The sequence below is a fragment of the Buttiauxella selenatireducens genome (genome assembly GCF_031432975.1).
Lineage (GTDB): Bacteria > Pseudomonadota > Gammaproteobacteria > Enterobacterales > Enterobacteriaceae > Buttiauxella > Buttiauxella selenatireducens.
Map to the genome: position 1 here is coordinate 2,640,396 of NZ_CP133838.1, position 24,063 is coordinate 2,664,458.

The 24,063-nt window shown below is 50.8% G+C and carries 14 protein-coding genes and 2 pseudogenes; 9 read left to right on the plus strand and 7 right to left on the minus strand.

Annotated features, from left to right (window positions below):
- Window positions 1–399: 399 nt before the first annotated feature.
- Window positions 400–2,145, plus strand: a complete 1,746-nt coding sequence (locus RHD99_RS12180) for an ABC-F family ATP-binding cassette domain-containing protein (protein WP_309874104.1) — start codon at window positions 400–402, stop codon at window positions 2,143–2,145.
- Window positions 2,146–2,245: 100 nt separating this feature from the next.
- Here RHD99_RS12180 and RHD99_RS12185 read toward each other — a convergent pair.
- Window positions 2,246–2,503 (minus strand): annotated as a pseudogene (locus tag RHD99_RS12185) (methyl-accepting chemotaxis protein); the annotation flags it as partial.
- A gap of 389 nt (window positions 2,504–2,892) precedes the next feature.
- Between RHD99_RS12185 and RHD99_RS12190 the strand changes: the two are divergent.
- The 5 genes from RHD99_RS12190 (at window position 2,893) to RHD99_RS12210 (ending at window position 9,391) form a co-directional block, all read left to right on the plus strand.
- Window positions 2,893–3,222: a hypothetical protein gene (locus tag RHD99_RS12190; RefSeq protein WP_309874106.1), complete on the plus strand. Its 330-nt coding sequence runs from the start codon at window positions 2,893–2,895 to the stop codon at window positions 3,220–3,222.
- A 185-nt stretch (window positions 3,223–3,407) separates the two neighbouring features.
- Window positions 3,408–3,815 (plus strand): hypothetical protein, encoded by a 408-nt coding sequence (locus tag RHD99_RS12195; RefSeq protein WP_309874107.1) that lies wholly within the window; start codon window positions 3,408–3,410, stop codon window positions 3,813–3,815.
- A 273-nt stretch (window positions 3,816–4,088) separates the two neighbouring features.
- Complete coding sequence (locus tag RHD99_RS12200) at window positions 4,089–6,386, plus strand: FdhF/YdeP family oxidoreductase (protein ID WP_309874109.1); 2,298 nt, start codon at window positions 4,089–4,091, stop codon at window positions 6,384–6,386.
- 55 nt (window positions 6,387–6,441) lie between these two features.
- Window positions 6,442–6,708: a hypothetical protein gene (locus RHD99_RS12205; RefSeq protein WP_183271463.1), complete on the plus strand. Its 267-nt coding sequence runs from the start codon at window positions 6,442–6,444 to the stop codon at window positions 6,706–6,708.
- A gap of 292 nt (window positions 6,709–7,000) precedes the next feature.
- Window positions 7,001–9,391, plus strand: a complete 2,391-nt coding sequence (locus RHD99_RS12210; protein WP_309874112.1) for a glucose/quinate/shikimate family membrane-bound PQQ-dependent dehydrogenase — start codon at window positions 7,001–7,003, stop codon at window positions 9,389–9,391.
- 53 nt (window positions 9,392–9,444) lie between these two features.
- On the opposite strand, the gene RHD99_RS12215 is transcribed toward RHD99_RS12210, so the two are convergent.
- On the minus strand, window positions 9,445–11,046 hold the full coding sequence (locus RHD99_RS12215) for an ABC transporter substrate-binding protein (protein WP_309874114.1): 1,602 nt from the start codon (window positions 11,044–11,046) through the stop codon (window positions 9,445–9,447).
- Between the two features lie 114 nt (window positions 11,047–11,160).
- On the opposite strand from RHD99_RS12215, the gene pepT reads away from it, so the two are divergent.
- Entirely contained in the window at window positions 11,161–12,390 is a 1,230-nt protein-coding gene (gene pepT / locus RHD99_RS12220; protein WP_309874115.1) for a peptidase T, read from the plus strand.
- A 94-nt stretch (window positions 12,391–12,484) separates the two neighbouring features.
- The gene (locus tag RHD99_RS12225) at window positions 12,485–13,159 is read left to right on the plus strand and encodes an O-methyltransferase (RefSeq protein WP_309874116.1); all 675 of its coding nucleotides are present in this window, start codon (window positions 12,485–12,487) and stop codon (window positions 13,157–13,159) included.
- Between the two features lie 53 nt (window positions 13,160–13,212).
- On the opposite strand, the gene RHD99_RS12230 is transcribed toward RHD99_RS12225, so the two are convergent.
- From RHD99_RS12230 to hrpA, 4 genes are all read right to left on the minus strand, one after another.
- Entirely contained in the window at window positions 13,213–16,572 is a 3,360-nt protein-coding gene (locus tag RHD99_RS12230; RefSeq protein WP_309874118.1) for an autotransporter outer membrane beta-barrel domain-containing protein, read from the minus strand.
- A 519-nt stretch (window positions 16,573–17,091) separates the two neighbouring features.
- Entirely contained in the window at window positions 17,092–17,856 is a 765-nt protein-coding gene (locus RHD99_RS12235; protein ID WP_270138631.1) for an SDR family oxidoreductase, read from the minus strand.
- A gap of 166 nt (window positions 17,857–18,022) precedes the next feature.
- Complete coding sequence (locus RHD99_RS12240) at window positions 18,023–18,262, minus strand: hypothetical protein (protein ID WP_309874119.1); 240 nt, start codon at window positions 18,260–18,262, stop codon at window positions 18,023–18,025.
- 338 nt (window positions 18,263–18,600) lie between these two features.
- Window positions 18,601–22,500, minus strand: coding sequence for an ATP-dependent RNA helicase HrpA (gene hrpA / locus RHD99_RS12245; protein WP_309874120.1), 3,900 nt, complete (start codon window positions 22,498–22,500; stop codon window positions 18,601–18,603).
- A gap of 206 nt (window positions 22,501–22,706) precedes the next feature.
- On the opposite strand from hrpA, the gene azoR reads away from it, so the two are divergent.
- Window positions 22,707–23,312: an FMN-dependent NADH-azoreductase gene (gene azoR / locus RHD99_RS12250; protein WP_183271472.1), complete on the plus strand. Its 606-nt coding sequence runs from the start codon at window positions 22,707–22,709 to the stop codon at window positions 23,310–23,312.
- Window positions 23,313–23,476: 164 nt separating this feature from the next.
- On the opposite strand, the pseudogene RHD99_RS24015 reads toward azoR, so the two are convergent.
- Window positions 23,477–23,605 (minus strand): annotated as a pseudogene (locus tag RHD99_RS24015) (EamA/RhaT family transporter); the annotation flags it as partial.
- Between the last annotated feature and the right edge of the window lie 458 nt (window positions 23,606–24,063).

Genomic DNA, 24,063 nt, shown 5'->3' on the forward strand with positions numbered 1-24,063 from the left:
CGTTTTCTGCTAAGCCACTGGAATTTCCCCCACTTTTCTGCCAGGATTTCACCACCTATCAACCCACTGAATATATAAGGAGGATCCCATGCTGTTTTGTGAAATGTTGTCTATTTCGCATACCCTTGGTGATCGCCATAGCTCAAGCGTTATCGATATCGCACTGCGATAATCCGGCTTGAGCGAAGCTTATGACTTCCACCCCAAAATAATTCGAGTGGCGGGCAGGCGGCAAGAAAGCGAGTCCCTATGAGCTTACTCAAGTAAGTGATTAGGGTGAGTGAACGCAGCCAACGCACCAGCGACTTGAAGTATGAAGGGGAAAACCTTCCCTCGGGCTTACCGGGTTATCGTCGAATTAGACGAGGCGTTTTATCGCCTAACTCTTGAGTAAGCACAATGAGCACATTATTAACCGCACAATCTCTTAGCCTTGATACCGCCTTTGGCCCACTGCTGGCAGACATTACCTTTACGCTGAAAAAAGGCGATCGCCTGGGTTTAATCGGCCACAACGGCTGCGGTAAAAGTACCCTTCTGAAACTGCTCGATGGCACTATTTCTGCAAATAGTGGCAGCGTGACGCGTGCGCATCACTGCCTCCTGGCGCGCGTCGAACAACATCTCCCTGAAGATTTGCATGCACTGACGTTACTCGATGCTGTGATGGCGCGGCTAAGCGACGCGCAACAGCATACCGACGGCTGGCGGGCACAGGCACTTCTGGCCAGCATGGGGTTTGATGAAGCCGCGTGGCAACTCACCGCCGGAACATTGAGTGGCGGCCAACATACGCGTTTATTACTGGCGCGTGCGTTGATTACCGAGCCGGATCTTCTGTTGCTTGATGAACCCAGCAACCACCTCGATTTGCCCACTTTGCTGTGGCTTGAGCAGTTCTTACAAAACTGGAATGGCAGCTTTGTGTTGGTTTCCCACGATCAACATTTGTTGGATAGTGTGACCAACGGCACGTGGATTTTGCGCGACCGCACACTCAGTTTCTTCCAGTTACCCTGCTCCGCTGCACGCGCGGCCCTGGTTGAACGTGACCGTACCGACGCGCACCGCCATCAGGCGGAGCAAAAGGAAATCGACCGTATTGCAGCCAGTGCGAAGCGTCTCGCAATTTGGGGCCGGGTTTACGATAACGAAGACCTGGCGCGCAAAGCCAAGCAAATGGAAAAGCGCATCGACAAATTAAAAGACAGCCAAACCGAACTGAGTGAGGCAAATCTGTGGCAACTGATATTAAAGGGTGCAGCGTTACCGGCGGATCGTTTGCTGGAAATGCAAAACTTGGCTGTCAGCCCTGCGCCAGATTGCTCACCGCTGTTTACCCTGGCAATGCAGCGCCTGAAAAGTGGTGATCGGGTGGCAATAATTGGCCGCAACGGATGTGGTAAATCGTCGCTGTTACGCATGCTGTGGCAGCACTATTTACAGTCACAAAATCAGCCGCCGCAGGATGAGTCCGGGATCCGTCTGCATCCTCGCGTCGAGATGGGCTATTACGACCAAACGTTGCACCAGTTAAAAGATGACGACACGTTGCTTCAAGCGCTCGAACCTTTTGCCCCATTAACCGAGCGCGACCGCAAAATGGCGTTAATCAGCGCGGGTTTTGCCTGGTTGCGGCACGGACAAACGGTCAGCACATTAAGCGGTGGTGAGCGTTCAAGGCTGTTATTTGTTGGCCTGACGTTGGCGCGTTATTCGTTGCTGCTGCTTGATGAGCCGACCAACCACCTGGATATGGAAGGCAAAGAGGCGTTGGCCGAAACGTTGCAAAGCTACGAAGGTGGCGTGTTGTTGGTGACGCACGACCGGACGTTAATCGCCAAAAGCTGTAATCGCTTCTGGTTGATTGATGATGGCGAACTTAGCGAGTGGCACTCTTTGGATGGGTTGTATGCGCAACTGGCGAGTGAAAATGCAAGCGTTACGTTGTCACCATCAGCATCGGAGCTGCCAGTCGTGGTGGCAAACCCTTCGGCAGCAGATAGCTGGCTGGAACGGTTGGTGGAACTGGAGGAGAAGCTGGCTCAGGACTTAGCACGCAAACCCGGCCATCAAAAACCGGCGTTACAGCAGCAGTGGCGCGAGGAGATAGCATCACTTAATTTACGGTTGGAACTGGAGTAAGCGTTAATGTCGGATGTCGCTACGCTAACCCACTGACACAGACCCGTCGCAGGGTCGTTGTAGGGGATGAGCGGCAGCGACATCCTTCAATTAATGGCGGTTAAAAAGTCGCCCAGTTATCGTCATCATTCACCACGGTGTGCGGCCTGGACGAGGGCTGCTTAGGATTTTCCTTCTTAGCCGCTATCGTGTGATGCTGGTTGTCTAAACGGAAAATGCCTACCGCCGCGGTTAAACGTGCAGCCTGTTCCTCAAGGGACGAAGCCGCCGCAGACGCTTCTTCAACTAGGGAAGCGTTCTGTTGCGTCACGTTATCCATCTCGTGAATGGCAATACCCACTTGCTCAATACCCCGGCTTAAAGCCCCTAAACAATCTCTGTTTCATATCAGCGCCGCTGCAAGGTCTGAAACGCTCCATGATGCCTGTATAGAGTTACTACATTGATATGCTAAATCACCAAAGGTAATAACCATTGCTTAACAGTAATTAACAACGGGCAAAGGAATTGCCCTGAAATAGTGCGCATATAATTAAATATTCATTTTAGATACAAGTTCATAGAAAAATTTTATAGAAAATATCTGGTTAATGATTGAACGATTCAGTAAAGCGGGTTAACTTAAATCAAGCCAAATAAAGCGAGGTGATAGAAATATGTATAAGCGTAATCCAGATATTATTTTAATGAAAAAGTAGTCTTTTTGTATGCCTCTAAACATAGATATGAAACCGGTACCAAATAAAAATGACTCAAATTATTGCCATGTATTCATCTAAAATTCTTCGTGACTCGGAGCAGAAAGAAGAAAATCAAAGTTTAATGTTAATTCATTCTGTAGCCGTACGGGTTTCTAAAAGTGAAGAAGATAACATCTATTACCAACTTGATGTAGAACTGCAAGTTAGTAAGGATGATGCGCCTTTAGTTTTTAATCATTTTGATGGTTGTTCATCAACTAAAGATTTAATGCTAGCCATGACACGATTTAATGAATATGTAAATATCATCAAAGCTAACGAGGTTTATTATCAGGAGCGTTGTGAACCTTTAGAAAAATTCATAATGATGTGGTGATGACATAGCTAAATTAATACCACCCAGACCATTGGCAGTAACAATAATGAGTGGGCACCTGTTCCTCCAGTGACTAAACCCATATAATAATATTTAAATCAAAGAAGGCTTGAGGGTGACAGAAAACATTTTGATCGTTCCTTCCTTTCTGTTGAGGATAATCCTTATTTTCGCAAAGGCTAATTATGACTGAGTTTAATTTAGTCGCTCTGGTACATAGATTTGAAGCTGATTATCGTTACTTTTTACAAGAAAATGATCGTATCTTTGGATATGTAGAGGCTGGTAAATATTTGCTGACTTCTGGCGGGGATGTTCATAAAACGAACCTGAATGAAGAATTTAGAAACCGTGTTGAAAGGTTCAGAAATGTGAAGAGTGACTTGAATAAAAGTTTCCATGAGTTGATGACCTACGTTAAAGACGAGGAAGTTTTACGCTTAGTGTTGCCAGTATTTAAAGAAAATTGGACTGAACATTTAAATTTCTATGATAAAACACATAGGGATTTTTTAAATGAGATTAAATCAATGTATGAAGGCAAACATCCTATACAAATTCAATATCCAGCTAAAAGAGGCTGGTTCAGGTGAAGGCTACATATTCTGGTTCCTGTTTGCTGCCTCAATCTTATTAAATTTGTACTTCTTATTACTGATACTTGTTAGTAATGTATAGAACAAAGCCCCGCATATCATCTAATTAATCCTGGAGAGGTTTGTTAAAATAGATGTAATGGGGTTAACACATTAATGTCTGACAAGTAGCCGGGCTTACAGACTGGTTAAAGAGGAGTAAACTATTTGTCATGATGAATGGCGTCACCGCGTGCGGTCGCCGTCGCCCAAAGGATAGATACCGGTAATATGAAATTTAAATCTGCTATTAAACCCTATCACGCTGCGGCCGGTGGCTGGGGCTCGCTTGAAGCCACGACTCGCTTTGTTATCGACAGCAAACACGCCTTAAAAAACCTGCGCAACCTGATGCGGATGAATAAAGCCAAAGGGTTTGACTGCCCGGGATGCGCGTGGGGCGATGACAATAAAAGTACTTTTAGCTTCTGCGAGAACGGCGCGAAGGCCGTCACCTGGGAAGCGACTAGCCGATTCATCGACCATGCGTTTTTTGAGCAGCACAGCGTCAGTAAACTGTACCAGCAAAGCGATTATTTCCTTGAGTATCAAGGGCGTTTAACCGAACCGCTCAGTTACAATCCACAAACCGACCATTACGAAGCGATAAGCTGGGATGATGCCTTTAAGTTGATCGCTCAACATATCAATGCGCTGGATAATCCCGACCAGATGGAGCTGTATACCTCCGGGCGCGCCAGCAACGAAGCCTCTTATCTGTATCAACTTTTTGGCCGTATGGTCGGGACGAACAACTTCCCTGATTGCTCGAATATGTGTCACGAAGCCAGCGGCAGCGGCCTGAAGCGCAGTATCGGCGTGGGTAAAGGCACGATTCATCTCAACGATTTTGATAAAGCCAATGCCATTTTCGTGTTTGGCCAAAACCCAGGAACCAATCACCCACGCATGTTACACAGCTTGCGTCACGCCGCAGAAAACGGCGCGCAAATTGTCACCTTTAATACGTTACGCGAGCGTGGCCTTGAACGCTTTGCCGATCCGCAAAAGCCGTTAGAAGTGGTCACGCCGCTGGCGGGCAACATCAGCACGTATTATTACCAGCCCAATTTGGGCGGCGATATGGCGGCTATTCGCGGTATGGCGAAAGCGTTGCTGGAAACTCACCGTCAGCAACTGGCGCAAGGTCATGCAGGTATTTTTGACGCGCAATTTATCGCTGAACACACGCAAGGCGTGGAAGCCTGGTTTGCCGAAATCGACAACACCGGTTGGGAGCACATCACCCAACAATCAGGATTGACCGAACAGCAATTACGCGATGCCGCTGCGGTCTGGCAGCAGGCCGAGCGCGTGATTTGCACCTGGGCGATGGGGATAACCCAACATAAGCATTCGCTCAATACGGTGCGTGAAATCGTTAACCTGCAACTGTTGGGCGGCCATTTGGGCAAAGAAGGTGCCGGACTTTGCCCGGTACGCGGCCACAGTAATGTGCAGGGTAATCGCACGATGGGGATTGATGAAAAACCCTCTGCGGCGTTGCTCGATAGCCTGGCGGCGCATTTTGATTTTGAGCCTCCACGCGCGCGGGGTCATAACACCGTGGAAGCGCTTGCCGCCATGCTGCGTGATGAAGTTAAAGTATTGATTGCACTTGGCGGGAATCTTGCGGCGGCAGCACCAGACAGCCCGCGCACTGAAGAAGCCTTGCAGCGCTGCGGTCTGACGGTTCATATCAGCACCAAACTCAATCGCAGCCATTTGGTGCCAGGTAAAGCGGCACTGATTTTACCCACCCTTGGCCGCACCGAAGAAGATATGCAGGCCAGCGGGCGGCAGTTCATCACCGTCGAAGATTCGTTCAGTATGGTGCACGCTTCCGAAGGGATTGGGAAACCCATTGCTGACACTCAACGTTCAGAAACAGCGATTGTCACGGGTATTGCCGCGGCCGTTCTGGGATGCGAGAAAGTAGACTGGCGAGCGTTGGCAGACAACTACGATTTAATCCGCGACCACATTGCCGCCACCCTGCCCGGTTTTAAAGACTTCAACCAGCAATGCGAGAAACCCGGTGGATTCTGGCTTGGCAATGCGGCCGCGCAGTTGCGCTTTAATACGCCATCGGGCAAAGCCGAATTCAGCGCCGCTCCGCTGCCAGAGTCTTTGTTCGGTGAGTTAACGGCACCGTTTGTACTCCAAACTCTGCGCTCTCATGACCAGTACAACACAACCATTTATGGGCTGGACGATCGTTACCGTGGCGTTTACGGCCAACGTGAGGTGTTGTTTATTAATCCGGAAGATCTTAGCGCGCTGGAATTGCATGACGGTGATTTGGTGGATATTGAAACCATCTGGAATGATGGCATTACCCGTAAAGTCAGCGGGTTCAAAATCGTGCCGTACAATATTCCGCGTGGCAATTTAGCCGCGTATTACCCCGAAACGAACCCATTGGTTCCACTGACAAGCGTCGGTGATGGCACAGGTACGCCAACATCAAAATCTGTACCGGTAAAAATCAGCCGTACAGCTTCTGTGGCAGATAATCGTATCGCTTAAAAGCAAAAACCTTTTGTTGTCTATACTTAGAAAAATAGACAATAAAAGGTGACTTATGCTTTGGCTCGAGCAAGGACTCTACGTAAAAATAGTGGAAATGGACAATGGGCCACGCCCGTTGCCTCTCCAGAGCGGGTTCAACTCGGAAACTTGTTATCGGGCGCTGGGGTGCTTTAATCCTTCTGAATCGTCTGACGCCTGGTACATTCTTTCTAACGACCGAGATGAAATCTGGTTTATCAGTAACCGACATTTACGCACCGTTTTCCTGAAACCCGAATTGCGTGAGTTCCGTCTCCCGCTGTCGACAACCCATCATTAAGCCCTTGCCGGGTAATATTCCGATTACCCGACTCTCTCCCTCTTCTTTCTCACCTGTTCGCAATAAATGCGAAATCTCTCATTAACAACTTTGCAATATCATAACGGGAGATTATGATACCCAAACATTAACCATTTGGTTCATTATTGTGTATCGCACCCTTTTAACTCTCGTTAAAAGCGAACGATCACATCAATTATTACACCAGACGGTACAAATCAAACGATCTCCTGCGACAAGGAGACGTTGTAGCACATGAAGTGTGCGGAACACACTTCGACAGGAGAACGTTATGGAAAGTTACACTCCCCCACGCGGCCTGGCATTAGGATTGCTGTGGGTTCTTGGCGGGCTGATAGGTTTGATCGGCCTCGCTATTGGCATTGGCGGTGCTTATCTCGTGGCACTTGGCGGAAGCTTTTATTTCCTGCTGATGGGCATCGCCATGCTCATCTCCGCCGTTTTGATTTTTAAAAAGAAAACTGCGGGCCTGGTGCTGTATGGCCTGGCATTCATCTGCTCACTATTTTGGGCTATCAGCGATGCAGGACTGGATTTTTGGCCGTTATTTTCGCGCCTGTTTACCTTTGCAGTGCTGGCTTTCCTGTCCGCCATTAGCTGGCCGATTTTACGAGCTGCGCACAGTAAGGCGGCGGTAAAAAAAGCGCCTGCTTATGGCATCGCCGCTCTGCTCGCTGTTTGTATGCTGGTGAGCGCAGGCTGGATGTTCGTACCACAGGTACAAGTTGCCGCCAATGAAGACGTGCCGGTAAAACCGGTTGCGCCGGGTGATGTGCAAAAAGACTGGAAACACTGGGGTAATACCCCTCACGGTGACCGTTTTGCCGCGCTCGATCAAATCAACAAAGGTAACGTCAGCAATCTGAAAGTGGCCTGGGTTGCTCACACGGGAGATATTCCGCAAAGCAACGGTTCAGGTGCTGAAGATCAAAACACCCCATTACAAGTAGGCGATACGCTGTTTGTCTGCACGCCGTACAGCAAAGTGCTGGCGCTGGATGTGGATTCTGGCAAAGAAAAATGGCGTTTTGACAGCAAGGCGACCGCGCCAAACTGGCAACGCTGCCGTGGTTTAGGTTATTACGAAGAAACCACTCAACACGCCGTAACGCCTGTGGCAGAGACTGCGCAGCCTGCGCTCTGCCCTCGCCGCCTGTTCCTGCCGACCACCGATGCACGTCTGCTGGCGATTAACGCCGATAACGGCAAATTGTGCGAAGACTTTGGTGACCACGGTACCGTGGATTTGAAAGTCGGTATGGGCGAAGTCAAACCGGGTTATTACCAGCAAACCTCTACACCATTGGTAGCGGGGAATGTCGTGGTTGTGGGCGGACGTGTGGCGGATAACTTCTCCACGGGTGAACCTCCTGGTGTGGTGCGCGCTTATGACGTTCACACCGGCAAATTGGCATGGGCGTGGGACCCGGGCAACCCGGCGATTACCGGCGTTCCACCGGAAGGCCAGACCTATACACGCGGCACGCCTAACGTCTGGTCCGCAATGTCATACGACGAGAAACTCGGTTTGATTTACCTGCCGACCGGTAACGCAACACCTGATTTCTTCGGCGGCACACGTACTGCACAAGATGACAAATACAGCTCCTCTATTGTTGCGGTCGATGCGTCAACGGGCCAGGTACGCTGGTATTATCAAACCACCCATCACGATCTGTGGGATTTCGACCTGCCATCACAACCGCTGCTGTATGACTTACCCGACGGCAAAGGCGCTACCACGCCAGTCATCGTCCAGACTTCCAAACAGGGCATGATTTTCATGCTTAACCGCGAAACCGGTGAACCTGTTGCGAAAGTGGAAGAGCGTCCGGTTCCGCAGGGTAATATTGAAGGCGAGCGCTATTCGAAAACCCAGCCGTACTCCGTCGGAATGCCAATGATTGGCAATGAAACCCTGACCGAATCGGATATGTGGGGCGCAACCCCGATCGACTTGTTGATTTGCCGCATCGAATTTAAAGGGATGCGTCACGAAGGTGTATACACACCACCAGGTCTGGATCGTTCCCTGCAATTCCCAGGATCGCTTGGGGGAATGAACTGGGGCAGTGTTTCCGTTGACCCAAACAACAGCCTGATGTTTGTTAACGATATGCGTCTGGGGCTGGCAAATTATATGGTGCCGCGTGCAAACGTTGCGAAAAATGCCAGCGGCATCGAGATGGGTATTGTTCCAATGGACGGCACACCGTTTGGTGCGATGCGCGAACGTTTCCTTTCGCCGCTGGGCATTCCCTGCCAAAAACCTCCTTTCGGTACCATGTCAGCCGTTGACCTGAAATCCGGGAAAATCGTCTGGCAGGTGCCGGTGGGTACAGTACAAGACACCGGCCCGCTGGGCATTCGCATGCACTTGCCGATTCCAATCGGCATGCCAACGCTCGGTGCGTCGTTGTCCACGCAGTCCGGCCTGCTGTTCTTCGCGGGTACACAGGATTTCTATCTGCGCGCGTTTGATACCGCAAACGGTAAGGAAATCTGGAAATCACGTCTGCCAGTGGGCAGCCAGTCTGGCCCGATGACCTATGTGTCACCGAAAACCGGTAAGCAGTACATTGTGATTAACGCAGGCGGCGCACGTCAGTCTCCTGACAGGGGTGATTACATCATCGCTTACGCGTTACCGGACGAGGAATAAGTAAAAAAAAAGCGGGTGCACAATGCACCCGCTTCTTCTGACTTGCTGCCAGCCTACTTCACATCCACCTGATAAAAAATATGCTTACCAAACGGATCAACTTCGTATCCGGTGACTTCTTTGCGAACCGGCTCGAAAATCGTCGAGTGCGCAATCATTACCGCAGGCATTTGATCATGCATCATCTGCTGCGCTTCTTTGTATAACGCCACGCGTTTTTCATGATCGCTCGACGTCCTCGCCTCCAGAATCAGCTTATCAAACGGCTGATAACACCATTTTGCCGAGTTGGATCCCCCCTCTGCTGAGCGACAGGTAAACAGCGGGCCGAAGAAGTTATCCGGGTCGCCTGTGGCTGTCGTCCAACCCATCAGCGCCGCCTGATGCTCGCCACTTTTCACGCGTTTTAAATACTCGCCCCATTCGTAAGTGACGACTTTTGCCGTGACACCGATTTTCGCCCAGTCAGCCTGAATCATCTCAGCCATACGTTTGGCGTTCGGATTATAAGGACGCTGCACGGGCATCGCCCAAAGATCGATGGTCATGCCGTCGGCAAAACCGGCCTCTTTAAGCAGCGCTTTGGCTTTCTCTGGGTCATATTCGTAATCTTTAATCGTGTCGTCAGCGCTCCACACACCCGGTGGCAAAAGGTTTTTCGCCGCCGTTCCGGTGCCACGGAATACCGCTTCAATAATGGCGGGTTTATTAATCGCCATCGCCAGCGCCTGGCGTACTTTTACGTTATCCAACGGCGCTTTCTGGGTATTAAATGCCAGGAAACCGGTATTCAGCCCTGCTTTTTGCATCAGGTTAATATCGGCATTTTCCTTCAGGCGCGGCAAATCTGCCGGATTAGGGAATGGCATGACCTGGCACTCGTTTTTCTCAAGTTTTGCCACGCGAACTGAGGCATCCGGCGTTATTGAAAACACCAGTTTGTCGATTTTAGCTTTGCCCTGCCAGTATTCCGGGAATGCGGTAAACAGAATGCGCGAATCTTTTTGATACTGCGCCAGACGGTATGGCCCCGTGCCGACAGGATCCATATCCACACGTTCTGGCGTGCCGGCCTTTAACATCGCATCGGCGTATTCAGCAGAAAGTATGGAGGCGAAATACCAGCCCAAATCGGCAATAAATGGCGCTTCGGCGTGAGCTAATGTAAAGCGAACGGTATTATCATCGACTTTATCAATCGCCGTTATTAATTTGCCAAACTCCAGACTTTCGAAATTAGAATAGTTTCCATTGGAAACATTATGATATGGGTGCTTTGGATCTTTCTGCCGCATAAATGAGAAAATGACATCGTCTGCGCTAAAGTCACGGGTCGGTTTGAAGTATTTATTGCTTTGGAATTTTACCCCTTTACGCAGATGGAAAGTGTAAACCTTACCATCACTGCTAATGTCCCAGCTTTCAGCCAGGCTTGGCTGCAACTCGGTGGTGCCGGTTTTAAAATCAACAAGACGGTTATAAACCGGTACCGCACTAGCATCCACGCTGGTTCCCGATGTATATAACTGCGGATTAAAGTTTTCCGGTGAGCCCTCGGAACAATATACCAAAGTCTTTGCCGCGACAGTGGAACTGACTGTCAGCGCCGCTATTACCAATGCGAGTTTTGTGGTTGTTGTGGTGATTGTTTTCATGCCTGCCCTTTTATTTATAATTTTTACCCAGAATAACGCTTGAACAAAGCAGCTTAATAAATAACATTAAAAGTCGATTGCAAACAAACGAATATATTCAATAAAGGAATAACAATGTCATCGCCGCTCGCAGACCAATTAACCGAACGCTTCTTCCGCTATCTGGCGATTACCAGCCAAAGCAAGGCAGGTGCAACCACGCTGCCAAGCACGCCGGGTCAACATGAAATGGCGCAATTACTAGCACGCGAGCTGAGAGAACTGGGTCTGGATGACGTGGTTATCGACGAACATGCCACCGTGACTGCCGTCAAAAAAGGCAATGTTGCAGGCGCTCCATGCGTGGGGTTTATCACGCATATTGATACGGTTGATGTCGGGTTATCACCTGATATTTACCCGCAAGTTTTACGCTTTAACGGCAATGATTTATGCCTTAATCAAGAAAAGGATATTTGGCTGCGTACCGCTGAGCATCCGGAAATCCTCGCCTATCCAAACGAAGATATCATTTTTAGCGATGGCACCAGTGTTCTTGGGGCTGATAATAAAGCCGCCGTCACGGTGGTCATGGCGCTGCTTGAAAACCTGACACCAGACATGCAGCACGGCGATATTGTCGTCGCCTTTGTACCCGATGAGGAAATTGGTTTATGTGGCGCAAAAGCGTTGGATCTTGCACGCTTTGATGTCGATTTCGCCTGGACTATAGATTGTTGCGAATTAGGCGAAGTGGTTTATGAAAACTTTAACGCCGCGCATGCCGAGATTCGTTTCACCGGTGTGACCGCGCATCCCATGTCCGCAAAAGGTGTATTAGTGAACCCGCTGTTAATGGCTCATGATTTCATCAGTCATTTTGACCGAAACCAAACGCCTGAAAATACCGAAGGCCGTGAAGGTTATATTTGGTTTAACGGGATGAATACCACGCAAAATGAAGCGATATTAAAAGCGAATATCCGTGATTTTGATAGCCACTCGTTTGAATCACGTAAACAACAGATCCATGATGTCGCCGCTAAAATTGCCGCCCAACACCCCACGGCTAAAGTCGACGTCGAGATAAGCGACACTTACAGCAATATCAGTAATGCGATTAAAGAAGACCGTCGTGCGATTGATCTGATTTTTGACGCCATGAAAGAGCTGAATATCGAACCTAAGATCATTCCGATGCGCGGCGGTACTGACGGCGCGGCACTTTCGGCAAAAGGGTTATTAACACCGAACTTCTTCACCGGTGCGCATAACTTCCATTCCAAATTTGAATTCTTACCCCTGCGAGCCTTTGAGGCCTCATATAACGTAGCGCTAAAGCTCTGTCTGTTAGCGGCTAAATAAAAAACGACTGCCCTGAAGAGTTGTTTTAATAAACCAGGCAAATTCAGCAGGCCGTTGTTAGTATTATGTTACAAACACGTCATGAGGTGATGTAATGCAACAACAATGGTCTGCTGTAGATGAATATCTCGTGAATTCCCTGATCCCATGCGATCCCATTTTTGCAAAAATCCTTGCCAACAATAGCGCCGCCGGGCTTCCCGCCATTGATGTCGCCCCCAACCAGGGGCAATTTCTCCAGTTGTTGGTACAGATAACCCAGGCTACACGCATCCTTGAGATTGGCACGCTCGGGGCTTACAGCTCAGTGTGGATGGCGCGTGCATTGCCCGCTGATGGCAAGTTAGTGACGCTTGAGGCTAGCCCGCACCATGCGGAGGTTGCAAAGAAAAATATTCAGCTTGCGGGTCTTGAAACGGTTATCGAATTGCATCTTGGTCCAGCGGTGGAAACTCTACCGAAACTGGCTGGCTGCGCACCTTTTGATCTGATCTTTATTGATGCCGACAAACCGTCAAACCCCATTTATCTGGAGTGGGCATTGAAATACTCCCATCCTGGCACACTGATTATTGGTGATAACGTGGTGAGAAATGGCGGCGTGATTAACCCTGAGAGCACCGATCCTGGCATAAAAGGGACGCGCACATTTATCGAGTTGATGGGCAATAATCCCCGCCTTACTGCCACTGCGTTACAGACAGTCGGTAGCAAAGGCTGGGATGGTTTTTCTATCGCGCGTGTGAAAGAGCTGGATGTAGAAAACTGATACAGTTATGGGAGGTCAGTACTTTCCAGTACTGACCTCCCAGTTCATTTCACTCAGAAGCTGTATTTCACGCCGACCATCGCCGCGGTGTCGCTGTAGCCTTTATCCCCTACCTGCACGCCGACGTTACCCCACAGATTCAGGTTACGGTTAAGCTGCCCTTCGACACCGGTTTTGATCTCCCCGACATCCTGTGCTCCCGCCTGGTTGAAGCTCACCGCGTCCATTCGGGTGCCGTATTTCTCCGTATTGTGGATCCAGTTCACTTCCACAAACGGCTGGAAGGTCCGGTTTTTGCCGTCATCAATTTTATTGTGCCCTTTCAGGAAGGTCCGCACGCCCAGACGCGTCTGCACATTATTATCCCCTTCACCGCTGACGTGGGTCCCGTTACTCTCACGATGGTCGTCTGCGGTGACACCCATCCAGATAACCTGCGCCTGCGGCTGAATAAACCATTCATTCAGTGAGCCCTGACTGCCAGTATATTCGCCCAGTTTATGGGTATAGCCCGCTTCCAGTGAGGCCGTCATGCCGCTGGATTTGTAGGATTCGCTCTGAATATCCTGGCCTTTCACGTCATTATCAAACCAGCTGTACTGTGCCCAGCTGTCCAGATACATGCCCTGTTTTGTCTCGTCGTTCTGATACCAGGTCGCGTAGAGCCCGGCACTGTAACCACTGACGGTGCCATCCGAATGGTAGCCGGTGACATGCGAACGGCTGTTGCTGCTGTTGTGACCATACCCGCCCATCACGCCAAGATGCCAGCGCTGCAATTCATCCTGACTCCACTGCGCGATATCCCCGCCCATCTGGATCACGTAACGGTTACTCTGGGTGTTGATTTGCCCGCTGGTGTCTTTCCAGCGGTTATGCCCGCCCACCTGACGCAGCCACAGACTGGTGACCTTTTTCTCGCCGGTCAGCGCATCGGTATACTGCGGCTCCCCCAGACGGTCGTGCAGTCGGGTGTTGAACAGGGTATTGGCGGCTACCAGGTTGGCGGTATAGCTGGCGGTTTCCGGGCGAATAACCGGCGTACCCGGAGCATCCGGTGTTTTTGGGATAACCGGATTGGCCGGCGTTTCCGGTGTGCCTGGTGCCACCGGCTGTCCTGGCGTCACTGGTGTTTCTGGTGTTTCTGGCGTTTTTGGTGTTTCTGGTACCACTGGCGGTTCAACACGCAGATTGGTCAGGAACCAGTCCGCGCCTTTTTTCTCCAGACTGTAGTCGTAAACCCCGCCCACAATACGTCCGGATTTGGCAAAGGTCCCGTCAGACAACCCCTTCACTTCCACCACCCGGATGCCGTTCAGGGTGTAAGCCCCATTTCCGCCAGCGTTATTCACTTTCAGGAAGGTGTTGCCGCTGGTATTGCCGTTGACGACAATCTTATCCGTCACGGAGGCATCGTCGCCCAGCACTGTATTCAGCACGACGGTACCACTCTGGCCATTCCAGTTGCTGGCAGTCAGAGTGCGTCCGGCCGTCATCGGCAGTGCGGACGGTGCGACAACGTTGATAGTACCGGCAAGACTGACGTCATCCACCAGTGAATCCGCCGTCATGTTCCAGGTACTGGCGCTGTCGATGGAAACATCCGTCGGGTCGATCCAGCCGGTCAGGGTTGCGCCGTTACGCAGGGACAACGCGGTGTTATCCTGGCCGATGATATTACTGACCAGTTGTGCCCCGCCGTTGCTGCCATCCAGCACCAGTTCGCCGCCTTCAATGCGGGTGTCCCCCGTCCAGAGGGTGTTACCCGACAGCGTCAGCGAACCGTCACCGGATTTAGTCAGACTGCCTGGTCCAGAGACAGTACCTGCGAAAGCCAGCCCGGTGGAAGATACGACATCAATATTCCCGCCGCCTTGCCCCAACACGAGATCGCGCGCCGTCGAAATGCTGGCCGTTGTGGCAAGCGTGGCATTATTCAGAAGCGTCAGAACACCACTCACATCTCCCAGTGCCTCATCCGCACTGATGGACAGCGTGCCTTGGCTGACTTTCCACGGCGTCACTTGTGTTGTGGTGCCCGTTAATTGCCATGTACTGGCACCGGTTTTCTGGAAAGCGCTAAATCCCTGAAACTGGCCATTACCACCAGTGGGGGCCAGTTGGGTAACGTCAAAAACCGTTGCCCCTGTCCCCTGAGGCTGTGTCGTATCACCGCCCAGAACCAGAGTGTTCGTTGATCCGGTCATACCGACCACATTACCTGCAAACGACCATCCGGCTTGCAATTCAAGTTGGTTCACACCATCGGTAAATTCAACGGCGTTCGCCTGCCTCTGTGCGCTACTACCAAACAGCGGGTTGCCGCTCATGCCGCCGTTGATGGCTCCAGCATTAATAATGGATAAATATGCACCTTTAACCCCCGCGCCACCATCGCCAAGCCAGCTATTTGTAGCGTTCCCACCCTTAGCACCACCTTCACCGGCACCACCGGGCCCAGAATTACCAAACGCGAAACTAGGCCCACCGTTGCCGCCGGAAATCACGCCTTTGTTAACCACCAATACCGTATTCTGACCGTTACCCGACGTCAGAATTCCCGCGCCACCGCCGCCACTCGCGGAGATGCTGGCAGACGGAAGAAGACCGCCATCGCCTCCCGTGATAACGCCTCCAGTAAGGTTGGTGACATTGCTGTTGGTGACCACCGCCGCCCCACCGCCGCCACCCGCATTTCCCCGACCACCGACTCCTCCGGTGATCGTGTTACCTTCGTTAGTCAGGGTATTTGCCATACGTCCGGTCATCACAACACCGGTACCGCCACCGCCGCCCGCACTTCCCCCTGTACCACCGGCGCCCCCGCTGATGGTAGCCCCGCTACCGGTGAGAAGCAGATTGCCACCAGTCACCACGCCAGCACCGCCGCCGCCACTGCCGACATCGAAGGCATCAGGACCACCAACTCCACCGGCACCGCCAGTAACCTTAGCTCCCAGGATAGTGAGTGATGTGTTTCCGGAAACCATAATCCCGCTTCCGCCACCGCCACCACCACCGCCTTGTCCTGGCCGACCGCCGTTAGAGCCATTAACACCTGCGACATCAGCGCTCAACGTCTGTGATGTCGTCAACCGCATGCCTGGGTCCCCCCCTAATCCGGCAGCCGTTCCCCCTTGCCCATCAGTCCCTTTGCCATCGTTCACACTTCCGTCACCACCGGTTGAAGCACCGCCGCCTCCACCACCGCCTCCGGTTAACTGGCTTCCCGCACCTCCTGCCGTCACGGATGGCGCGCCATCGCCTCCGGCGTAAGCATCAGTTATCGTTAAGGAGGTGACGACAAGAAAGGTAAATACGCTCCCCAGCCAGGTAAATTTTTTGGCTCGAATGATATTGCTATGCTGTGTGCAGGGTCTGTCTGTAGAAGTTTTACGTACGATATTTGACATTCTTTTCTCGTGATGTAGTTCAATTTTTTAATAGCAGACGCACATACCCACTGAGCGCGTAAATATACGCACCCGTTAACGGCGTTCTTATTTTTACAGGGATTTAATGGCTCATAATATATACACCGCCATTTCGCGGTAATTTATACGCACGCCACTTAAATGTAAAAATGATTTTTACGCATAGTGTTTTTCTCAAACTCCGATAAAATTATAATACATTGAAATAAAAGAATATTATCAATCAAAAAGTAATGATGTTGAAATCAATGTGTAATATTGCACATTTTAAAAACGACCATAGCCCTGCGATCTGTTTAGTCAGAAAGAAACATTTTAAATTAAGAAGTTTTTTTAATTCAGTGACTGGGTGAGAATAATCTGAGGTCAGTGATATCTGTTGAAACAATAAATAGCTGGCTGAAGGGTGGTATCGCCCCCGGCAGCCAGTTGATATCAGTCAGTACAAAAACGCTTAACGTACAATATTTTCCTTATCCCCAACGGAACCCTAAAAGACTAAGCCCCGTTAATGGAGACACCGCCATCCACCAGTGAGGCGGTGCCCGTCACAAACGAAGCTTCATCGGATGCGAGCCACAGTACCGCTCGGGCGATTTCTTCCGGTTTTGCAACGCGTTTAAGCGCGTGAAGACCGGCCATATAAACTTGAGCTTCTTCGCTGGCGTTTTTGTCGCGATACATATCGGTATCTACCGCTCCGGGTAATACAGAATTGACGCGGATATTCTGTGGGCCAAATTCGGATGCCAGCGCCTGAGTTAAACCAATTAGCCCGGCTTTACTGGCGGCATAAGAGGCCACCTGTGGGAAAGCAAATGTGTAACCGACAAAGGTTGAAGTAAAAATTACCGACCCGCCGCCATGTTTGAGCATTTCAGCAATTTGATGTTTCGCCCCGAGAAATGCGCCGGTTAGATTAATGGCCAGCGCATCGGCAAAACCTTCAGCAGAGACTTCTGTGCTCGGGCCGTTTTCACCCAACGTCCCCGCATTGTTAAAGGCAATATCCAGCCTCCCCCACGTTTCCACCGCTTTTGCCACCAGCGCTTTGGCGTAGGCTTCTTCGCGCACATCACCTGACAACGCGACAGCTTCACCACCCGCGGCTTTGATTTCTTCCACCAGTTTATCCAGTTCGGCTTCACGTCTGGCACCAACCACGACTTTCGCCCCTTCGGCAGCGAACAGTTTTGCAGTGACATAACCGATGCCTGAGCTGGCTCCGGTAACAATGGCAACTTTATCGACTAAACGTTTCATGGGGTACTCCGGTTTGATACGGTCAAATTTTAACCGCCCAAGGAGTATGGTCGCAGATGTGTGTTAATGCATTACTGGTGGGGGATCGGATGCTAGCATCTGTTGATGTTATTTATGTCGGAAGTGGTGAAAGTTCCGTTCACTTGAAGAATGGGATTTTATGTAGTCACCGAACCGGTGAACAGCTTAGGGTGGCCACCGTCGCCACCCTAAGAACCCGGACTCCCGGCAAGTCAATCGCCGCTGCGCGGTAAACACCGTTTTTCACCCAACATTCGCGGTCGTTCGCGATTCGTTCCAGACGATCGCTCTCTTTCGCCGCTCCCGGCGGCTCAACCCCGACTGAAGGGTAAAAACCGGCGCGATTGAAGCCGGAACCAACGTCAACGTCAAAAGCTAAGGTCAAAAGCCGAAGCGGTTTTGACCTTGTTCCCGGTATAAATTGCCCCAGCGTTCCCCACAAGTCAGGGTGGCGTGGTCGGGAACCACGCCAGTGAGCGATCGCCAGGAGCGAGTCGCGAACGACCCTGAACGTTGGGGATAAGCTGGGGTTTACCGCGCAGCGGCAATTTAAAGACCGGGCGCCGAGGTTGCCAGGAGGATGGCGTAATCCTCCTGGCACGTTCACCGTTCGCAACGGTGACAGAGATAATCAACCGCACGGGTGAACGGAAAAACAGCGGATTCGCAGATCACATCCCGGCAACGATGTGATAGCCCCCATACGAGGACTATGACTAAAAACTACCCCGTAATAGCGTCCATTGCCTGCAAAATACGCTTATCCGAAATCGGGTACGGCGTACCTAATTGCTGTGCAAAGAAGCTGACGCGCAGCTCTTCAATCATCCAGCGGATTTCCAGCACATCGTCGTCAACACGGCGGGCTGGCGGCAGTTTATTCAGCCACTGCTGCCAGGTTTGCTGGACATGCTCCACTTTCAGCATTTGCACACGATCGCGATGCGGATCGACCGCCATTTTCTCGAGGCGCTTCTCAATGGCTTGCAGATAACGCAACGTATCGCCAAGACGTTTGTAGCCATTCCCGGTGACAAAACCGCGATACACCAGCCCGCTCATCTGCGCTTTCACATCCGACAAACCCAACGCCATGGTCATATCCACGCGCCCTTTGAGGCGTTTATTGATATTGAAAACCGCCGTCAGGATTTGTTCGACCTGCTTCGCAATTTCCACCACCGTGTCGTTAAGTTCGGCGCGCACTTTTTCATGCAGTGCGGCAAAGCCCTCTTCACTCCACACAGGGCCGCCTGCCTGAGCAATTAGCTTATCGACGCCGCAAGAAATGCAATCGTCGATGAGATCCAGCACTTTGCCGTACGGGTTAAAGTACAGGCCGAGTTTGGCTTTGTTCGGCAGTTTTTCATGCAAATACTTAATTGGTGATGGAATATTCAGCAGCAACAAACGGCGCAAACCGCGCCACATCGCCTGTTGCTGTTCAAGCGGATTATCAAACAGCTTGATTGCTACGCTCTCTTTTTCATCTACCAGCGCCGGGAACGCCTTCATGCGGTAATTGCCACGTTTTTGCTCGTAGCTTTCCGGCAATGAACCGAAACTCCAGATATGCAGGCCGCTTTGTTCGATACCGTCGTCTGCCACCGCCGAGAGTGTTTGCTGGACTTTATCTTTCAGGCCACCTTTCAACTCGGTGAGGTCTTTACCCTCTTTGAGTTTTTTGTTGTGCTCATCAACCACGCGGAAAGTCATTTTCAGGTGATCGGGCACCTGATCCCAATGCCAGTCTTCGCGGTCGATGGTGATGCCGGACATGCGGCGGAATTCACGTTCTAAACTTTCCAGCAGCGGCAATTCCAGCGGCGTGGCGCGGCCTAAAAAAGCTTCGGCGTAGTTTGGCGCAGGGACAAAGTTGCGGCGCACAGGTTTTGGCAGCGACTTAATCAGCGCAATCACCAGCTCGCGGCGCACACCGGGAATTTGCCACTCGAAACCGGCCTCTTCAACCTGGTTTAGCAGCGGCAGCGGAATATGCACCGTCACACCATCAGCGTCTGCGCCCGGTTCAAACTGATATGTCAGGCGCAGCTTGAGATTCCCCTGATGCCAGAAGTTCGGGTAGTCGAGTTTACTGACTGTTTCCGCGCCCTCTTTTATCAACATGCTCTTTTCGAAATTGAGCAGGTCCGGCGTCTCTTTACTGGCTTTCTTCCACCAGTTGTCAAAATGGCGGGCAGAAATGACGTCGTGAGCGATACGCTGGTCATAAAATTCAAACAGCGTGTCGTCATCCACCAGAATGTCGCGGCGACGGGACTTATGCTCAAGTTCTTCAATTTCGTTGCGCAGTTTGAGGTTATCGCGGAAGAACGCGTGGCGTGTCTGCCAGTCACCTTCAACTAAAGCATGACGAATAAACAGTTCACGGCACAGCGCCGGGTCAATCTGGCTGTAGTTCACACTGCGGGCAGCCACAATCGGTAAACCGTAAAGCGTGACTTTTTCCGTCGCCATCACCGCGCCCTGCGATTTCTCCCAGTGCGGTTCGCTATAAGAGCGTTTTAGCAGATGCTGCGCCAGCGGCTCTACCCACTCCGGGTCGATACGCGCGGCAATGCGCCCCCACAGGCGGCTGGTTTCCACCAGTTCGGCAACCATCGTCCATTTTGGTGGTTTCTTGAATAAACCGGAGCCAGGGAAGATGGAGAAGCGGGCGTTACGTGCGCCGGTATATTCCTGTTTATCGGCATCTTTTTGGCCGATATGTGAAAGCAAGCCGGTCAGCAATGCGCAGTGAACGGAGCGGAAATCAGCAGGTTCGCTATTAATCGGCAAGCCTAACTCTTTCACCACCTGGCGCAACTGGGTGTAGATGTCCTGCCATTCGCGAACGCGCAGGTAGTTCAGGTAATCAAGTTTGCACTGGCGGCGGAACTGGTTAGACGACAGTTCTTTTTGCTGCTCACCGAGGTAGTTCCATAAATTCACATATGTCAGGAAGTCAGATTCTTTGTCATGGAAGCGACGATGTTTTTCATCTGACGCCTGCTGTTTGTCCATCGGACGCTCGCGCGGGTCCTGAATAGACAGGCCTGCCGTAATGATCATGACTTCACGCACACAACCAAATTTCTGCGCTTCCAGCACCATACGCGCCAGACGCGGGTCGACAGGCAACTGCGAAAGCTGGCGGCCAAGCGGCGTCAGTTTATACACGCTAAGGTCGGCATCGCTGGAGATAGCACCCAGCTCTTCGAGCAGGCGCACACCATCCTGAATATTGCGCTTATCCGGTGCTTCGACGAACGGGAATGCGGCGATATCACCCAGGCCAAGCGCAGTCATTTGCAGAATAACGGACGCCAGGTTGGTGCGCAGGATTTCCGGGTCGGTAAATTCCGGGCGAGACAGGAAATCGTCTTCGGAATAAAGACGAATACAGATCCCGTCAGAAACACGTCCGCAACGGCCTTTACGCTGGTTTGCCGAGGCCTGTGAAACCGGTTCAATCGGCAAGCGCTGCACTTTGGTGCGATAGCTATAACGGCTGATACGCGCGGTGCCGGGATCGATAACGTATTTAATGCCAGGCACAGTCAGCGAGGTTTCAGCTACGTTGGTTGCCAGCACAATGCGCCGTCCAACATGTGACTGGAAAACGCGGTTTTGCTCGCTATTCGACAAGCGCGCGTACAGCGGCAGCACTTCGGTGTGCGGCAAATTCAGCTTATTCAGGGCATCAGCGGTGTCACGAATCTCGCGCTCACCGCTCATGAAAATCAGAATGTCTCCGGCGCTTTCATGGCCGAGTTCATCGACGGCATCAAAAATCGCCTGCAACTGGTCACGATCGGTATCGTCAGCATCTTCAACCATCGGGCGGTAACGCACTTCCACCGGGAAAGTACGGCCTGAAACTTCGATGATGGGCGCATTATTGAAATGACGCGAGAAGCGTTCCGGGTCAATGGTCGCAGACGTGATAATAATTTTCAGGTCCGGGCGGCGCGGCAGTAATTCACGCAAATAGCCCAACAGGAAATCAATGTTCAGGCTGCGTTCGTGCGCTTCATCGATGATGATGGTGTCGTACTGCATCAACAGGCGGTCTTGTTGAATTTCCGCCAGCAGGATGCCGTCGGTCATCAGCTTGACCATGGTGTTTTCACTGACGTGGTCAGTAAAACGCACCTTATAGCCCACACATCCGCCCGGTTCCGTTTGCAGTTCTTCCGCAATACGGTTCGCAACGGTTCGCGCCGCCAAACGACGAGGCTGCGTGTGGCCAATCAAGCCTTTAACGCCGCGCCCCAGTTCCATGCAGATTTTTGGCAGCTGTGTGGTTTTACCCGAACCGGTTTCCCCGGCCACGATAACCACCTGGTGGTCACGAATGGCTTCGAGAATGTCCTGTTTTTTCTGGCTGACAGGCAGGTTTTCAGGATAAGTAATCTTAGGCCGCGACGCTTTGCGTAGCAGAACCTTACCCGCAGCCGCTTCGATTTCCACAGCCAGTGAATCAAACACGGCTTGCTGCGATTCAGGATTTTTCACCTTCTTCGCGCCATGCAAACGGCGAGAGAAGCGTTGTCTGTCGCGTAGCATTAGCCCGTCGAGGCGAGAGAATAATGAGGACAGTGAGGGTTTTATGTTTTCCATTGCGTAATCATCACGGCAGCGCACTGCCTGGTAAGTCTGTTTTATCAATTAGCGCTAGATTAGCACATTGCACCTTTTGACGCCTTGTTCAATAAAATCGAACATAGAGTTCGATATATTGCGCTATCACTGCAATCGGATTGTGAATAAAGTATTTCTCAGCGAACGGGCAATCTGTCCGAATGAACACAAAAAAGGAATCACCCATGAGCAAAGTCTTAGTCCTGAAGTCCAGCATCCTGGCAGGTTATTCACAGTCAAATCAACTGTCTGACTATTTTGTTGAACAATGGCGTGAACAGCATAGCGCAGATGAGATCACCGTGCGTGATCTGGCTGCAAACCCAATCCCAGTGCTGGATGGTGAGTTGGTTGGCGCGCTGCGTCCAAGCGATGCCCCACTGTCTCCACGTCAGCAAGAAGCACTGGCACTGTCTGACGAATTGATTGCTGAACTTAAAGCACATGACGTGATTGTTATCACCGCACCGATGTACAACTTCAACATTCCAACACAGTTGAAGAACTATTTCGACCTGGTTGCGCGTGCAGGTGTGACTTTCCGTTACACCGAGAAAGGTCCGGAAGGCCTGATTACCGGTAAACGTGCTGTGATCCTGACCAGCCGTGGCGGCATCCATAAAGATACCCCAACCGACCTGCTGGTTCCGTATCTGAATATCTTCCTCGGCTTTATTGGTATTACCGATGTGAACTATGTGTTTGCTGAAGGTATTGCATACGGTCCGGAAGTGGCAAGCAAAGCACAAAGCGATGCTAAAGCGGCAATTGATAGCATCGTAACCGCATAATTCCTCGTCATCATTGACCGGGTAAAACGATTTAAAAAACGGCAAATATCATGTTTGCCGTTTTTTTATTGTTTCAGGCCGGAAAACTTAGCTTATTTAGCGCCTGTTGCAACACACACCTTTATTTCCCAGGTAAATCTATCCAAACTTACGTGAGCCCACCACGCAGCAATTCCGCCAACGGCGAGGCCTTGGTACCAGAAAATAAAGCCTATCAGCATAAAAGGAAGTGAAATCAATAACGCCCAACCGATGACCTGCCAGCCACCAAGAGTCCTCGAGAGTTTTGCGCCCCTCTTATTACGGTGCGCGAGACAATTGAATATGAACAATATCGTTAAAGGCTTCTATAGAAGTATAAATATTAATAAAAAAGAAGAGGCTAAAAAGGTTAATCCAAACCACTCGGAATAAAGCAACGCAAAAGCAAATAAGCAATTCATTGCCCACCATATGAAGACCCGTTTGCGCAGCCCATTCCAATCATATTGCGGATAACAAAATCTTAAAATAATAAAAGTTATCGTCGTCAGAATAATCATAACGTTTTCATCCGTGAAACGCGGGCAGGAGTTAAGCATAAGTGTGGTTTTCACTCATTTTGCCTAACAGGGATTTAAAGCAATATTAACTGTGTGGAAATTGTTTTGCAATTAGTGTTATTTAATAAAAACAAGCACAATAGATCAATGAGTTACAAAGGTGGCAATCAAAGGGGATAACATTGGTGAATATAATTGAAATGCTATAT

What these genes read in the sequence shown, in the direction of transcription:
- RHD99_RS12180 (WP_309874104.1), top strand. Translation starts at nt 400, where the DNA reads ATGAGCACATTATTAACCGCACAATCTCTTAGCCTTGATACCGCCTTT.
- RHD99_RS12195 (WP_309874107.1), top strand. Translation starts at nt 3,408, where the DNA reads ATGACTGAGTTTAATTTAGTCGCTCTGGTACATAGATTTGAAGCTGAT.
- pepT (WP_309874115.1), top strand. Translation starts at nt 11,161, where the DNA reads ATGTCATCGCCGCTCGCAGACCAATTAACCGAACGCTTCTTCCGCTAT.
- azoR (WP_183271472.1), top strand. Translation starts at nt 22,707, where the DNA reads ATGAGCAAAGTCTTAGTCCTGAAGTCCAGCATCCTGGCAGGTTATTCA.
- RHD99_RS12230 (WP_309874118.1), bottom strand. Translation starts at nt 16,572, where the DNA reads ATGTCAAATATCGTACGTAAAACTTCTACAGACAGACCCTGCACACAG.
- RHD99_RS12210 (WP_309874112.1), top strand. Translation starts at nt 7,001, where the DNA reads ATGGAAAGTTACACTCCCCCACGCGGCCTGGCATTAGGATTGCTGTGG.
- RHD99_RS12215 (WP_309874114.1), bottom strand. Translation starts at nt 11,046, where the DNA reads ATGAAAACAATCACCACAACAACCACAAAACTCGCATTGGTAATAGCG.
- RHD99_RS12200 (WP_309874109.1), top strand. Translation starts at nt 4,089, where the DNA reads ATGAAATTTAAATCTGCTATTAAACCCTATCACGCTGCGGCCGGTGGC.
- hrpA (WP_309874120.1), bottom strand. Translation starts at nt 22,500, where the DNA reads ATGGAAAACATAAAACCCTCACTGTCCTCATTATTCTCTCGCCTCGAC.
- RHD99_RS12205 (WP_183271463.1), top strand. Translation starts at nt 6,442, where the DNA reads ATGCTTTGGCTCGAGCAAGGACTCTACGTAAAAATAGTGGAAATGGAC.
- RHD99_RS12190 (WP_309874106.1), top strand. Translation starts at nt 2,893, where the DNA reads ATGACTCAAATTATTGCCATGTATTCATCTAAAATTCTTCGTGACTCG.
- RHD99_RS12225 (WP_309874116.1), top strand. Translation starts at nt 12,485, where the DNA reads ATGCAACAACAATGGTCTGCTGTAGATGAATATCTCGTGAATTCCCTG.
- RHD99_RS12235 (WP_270138631.1), bottom strand. Translation starts at nt 17,856, where the DNA reads ATGAAACGTTTAGTCGATAAAGTTGCCATTGTTACCGGAGCCAGCTCA.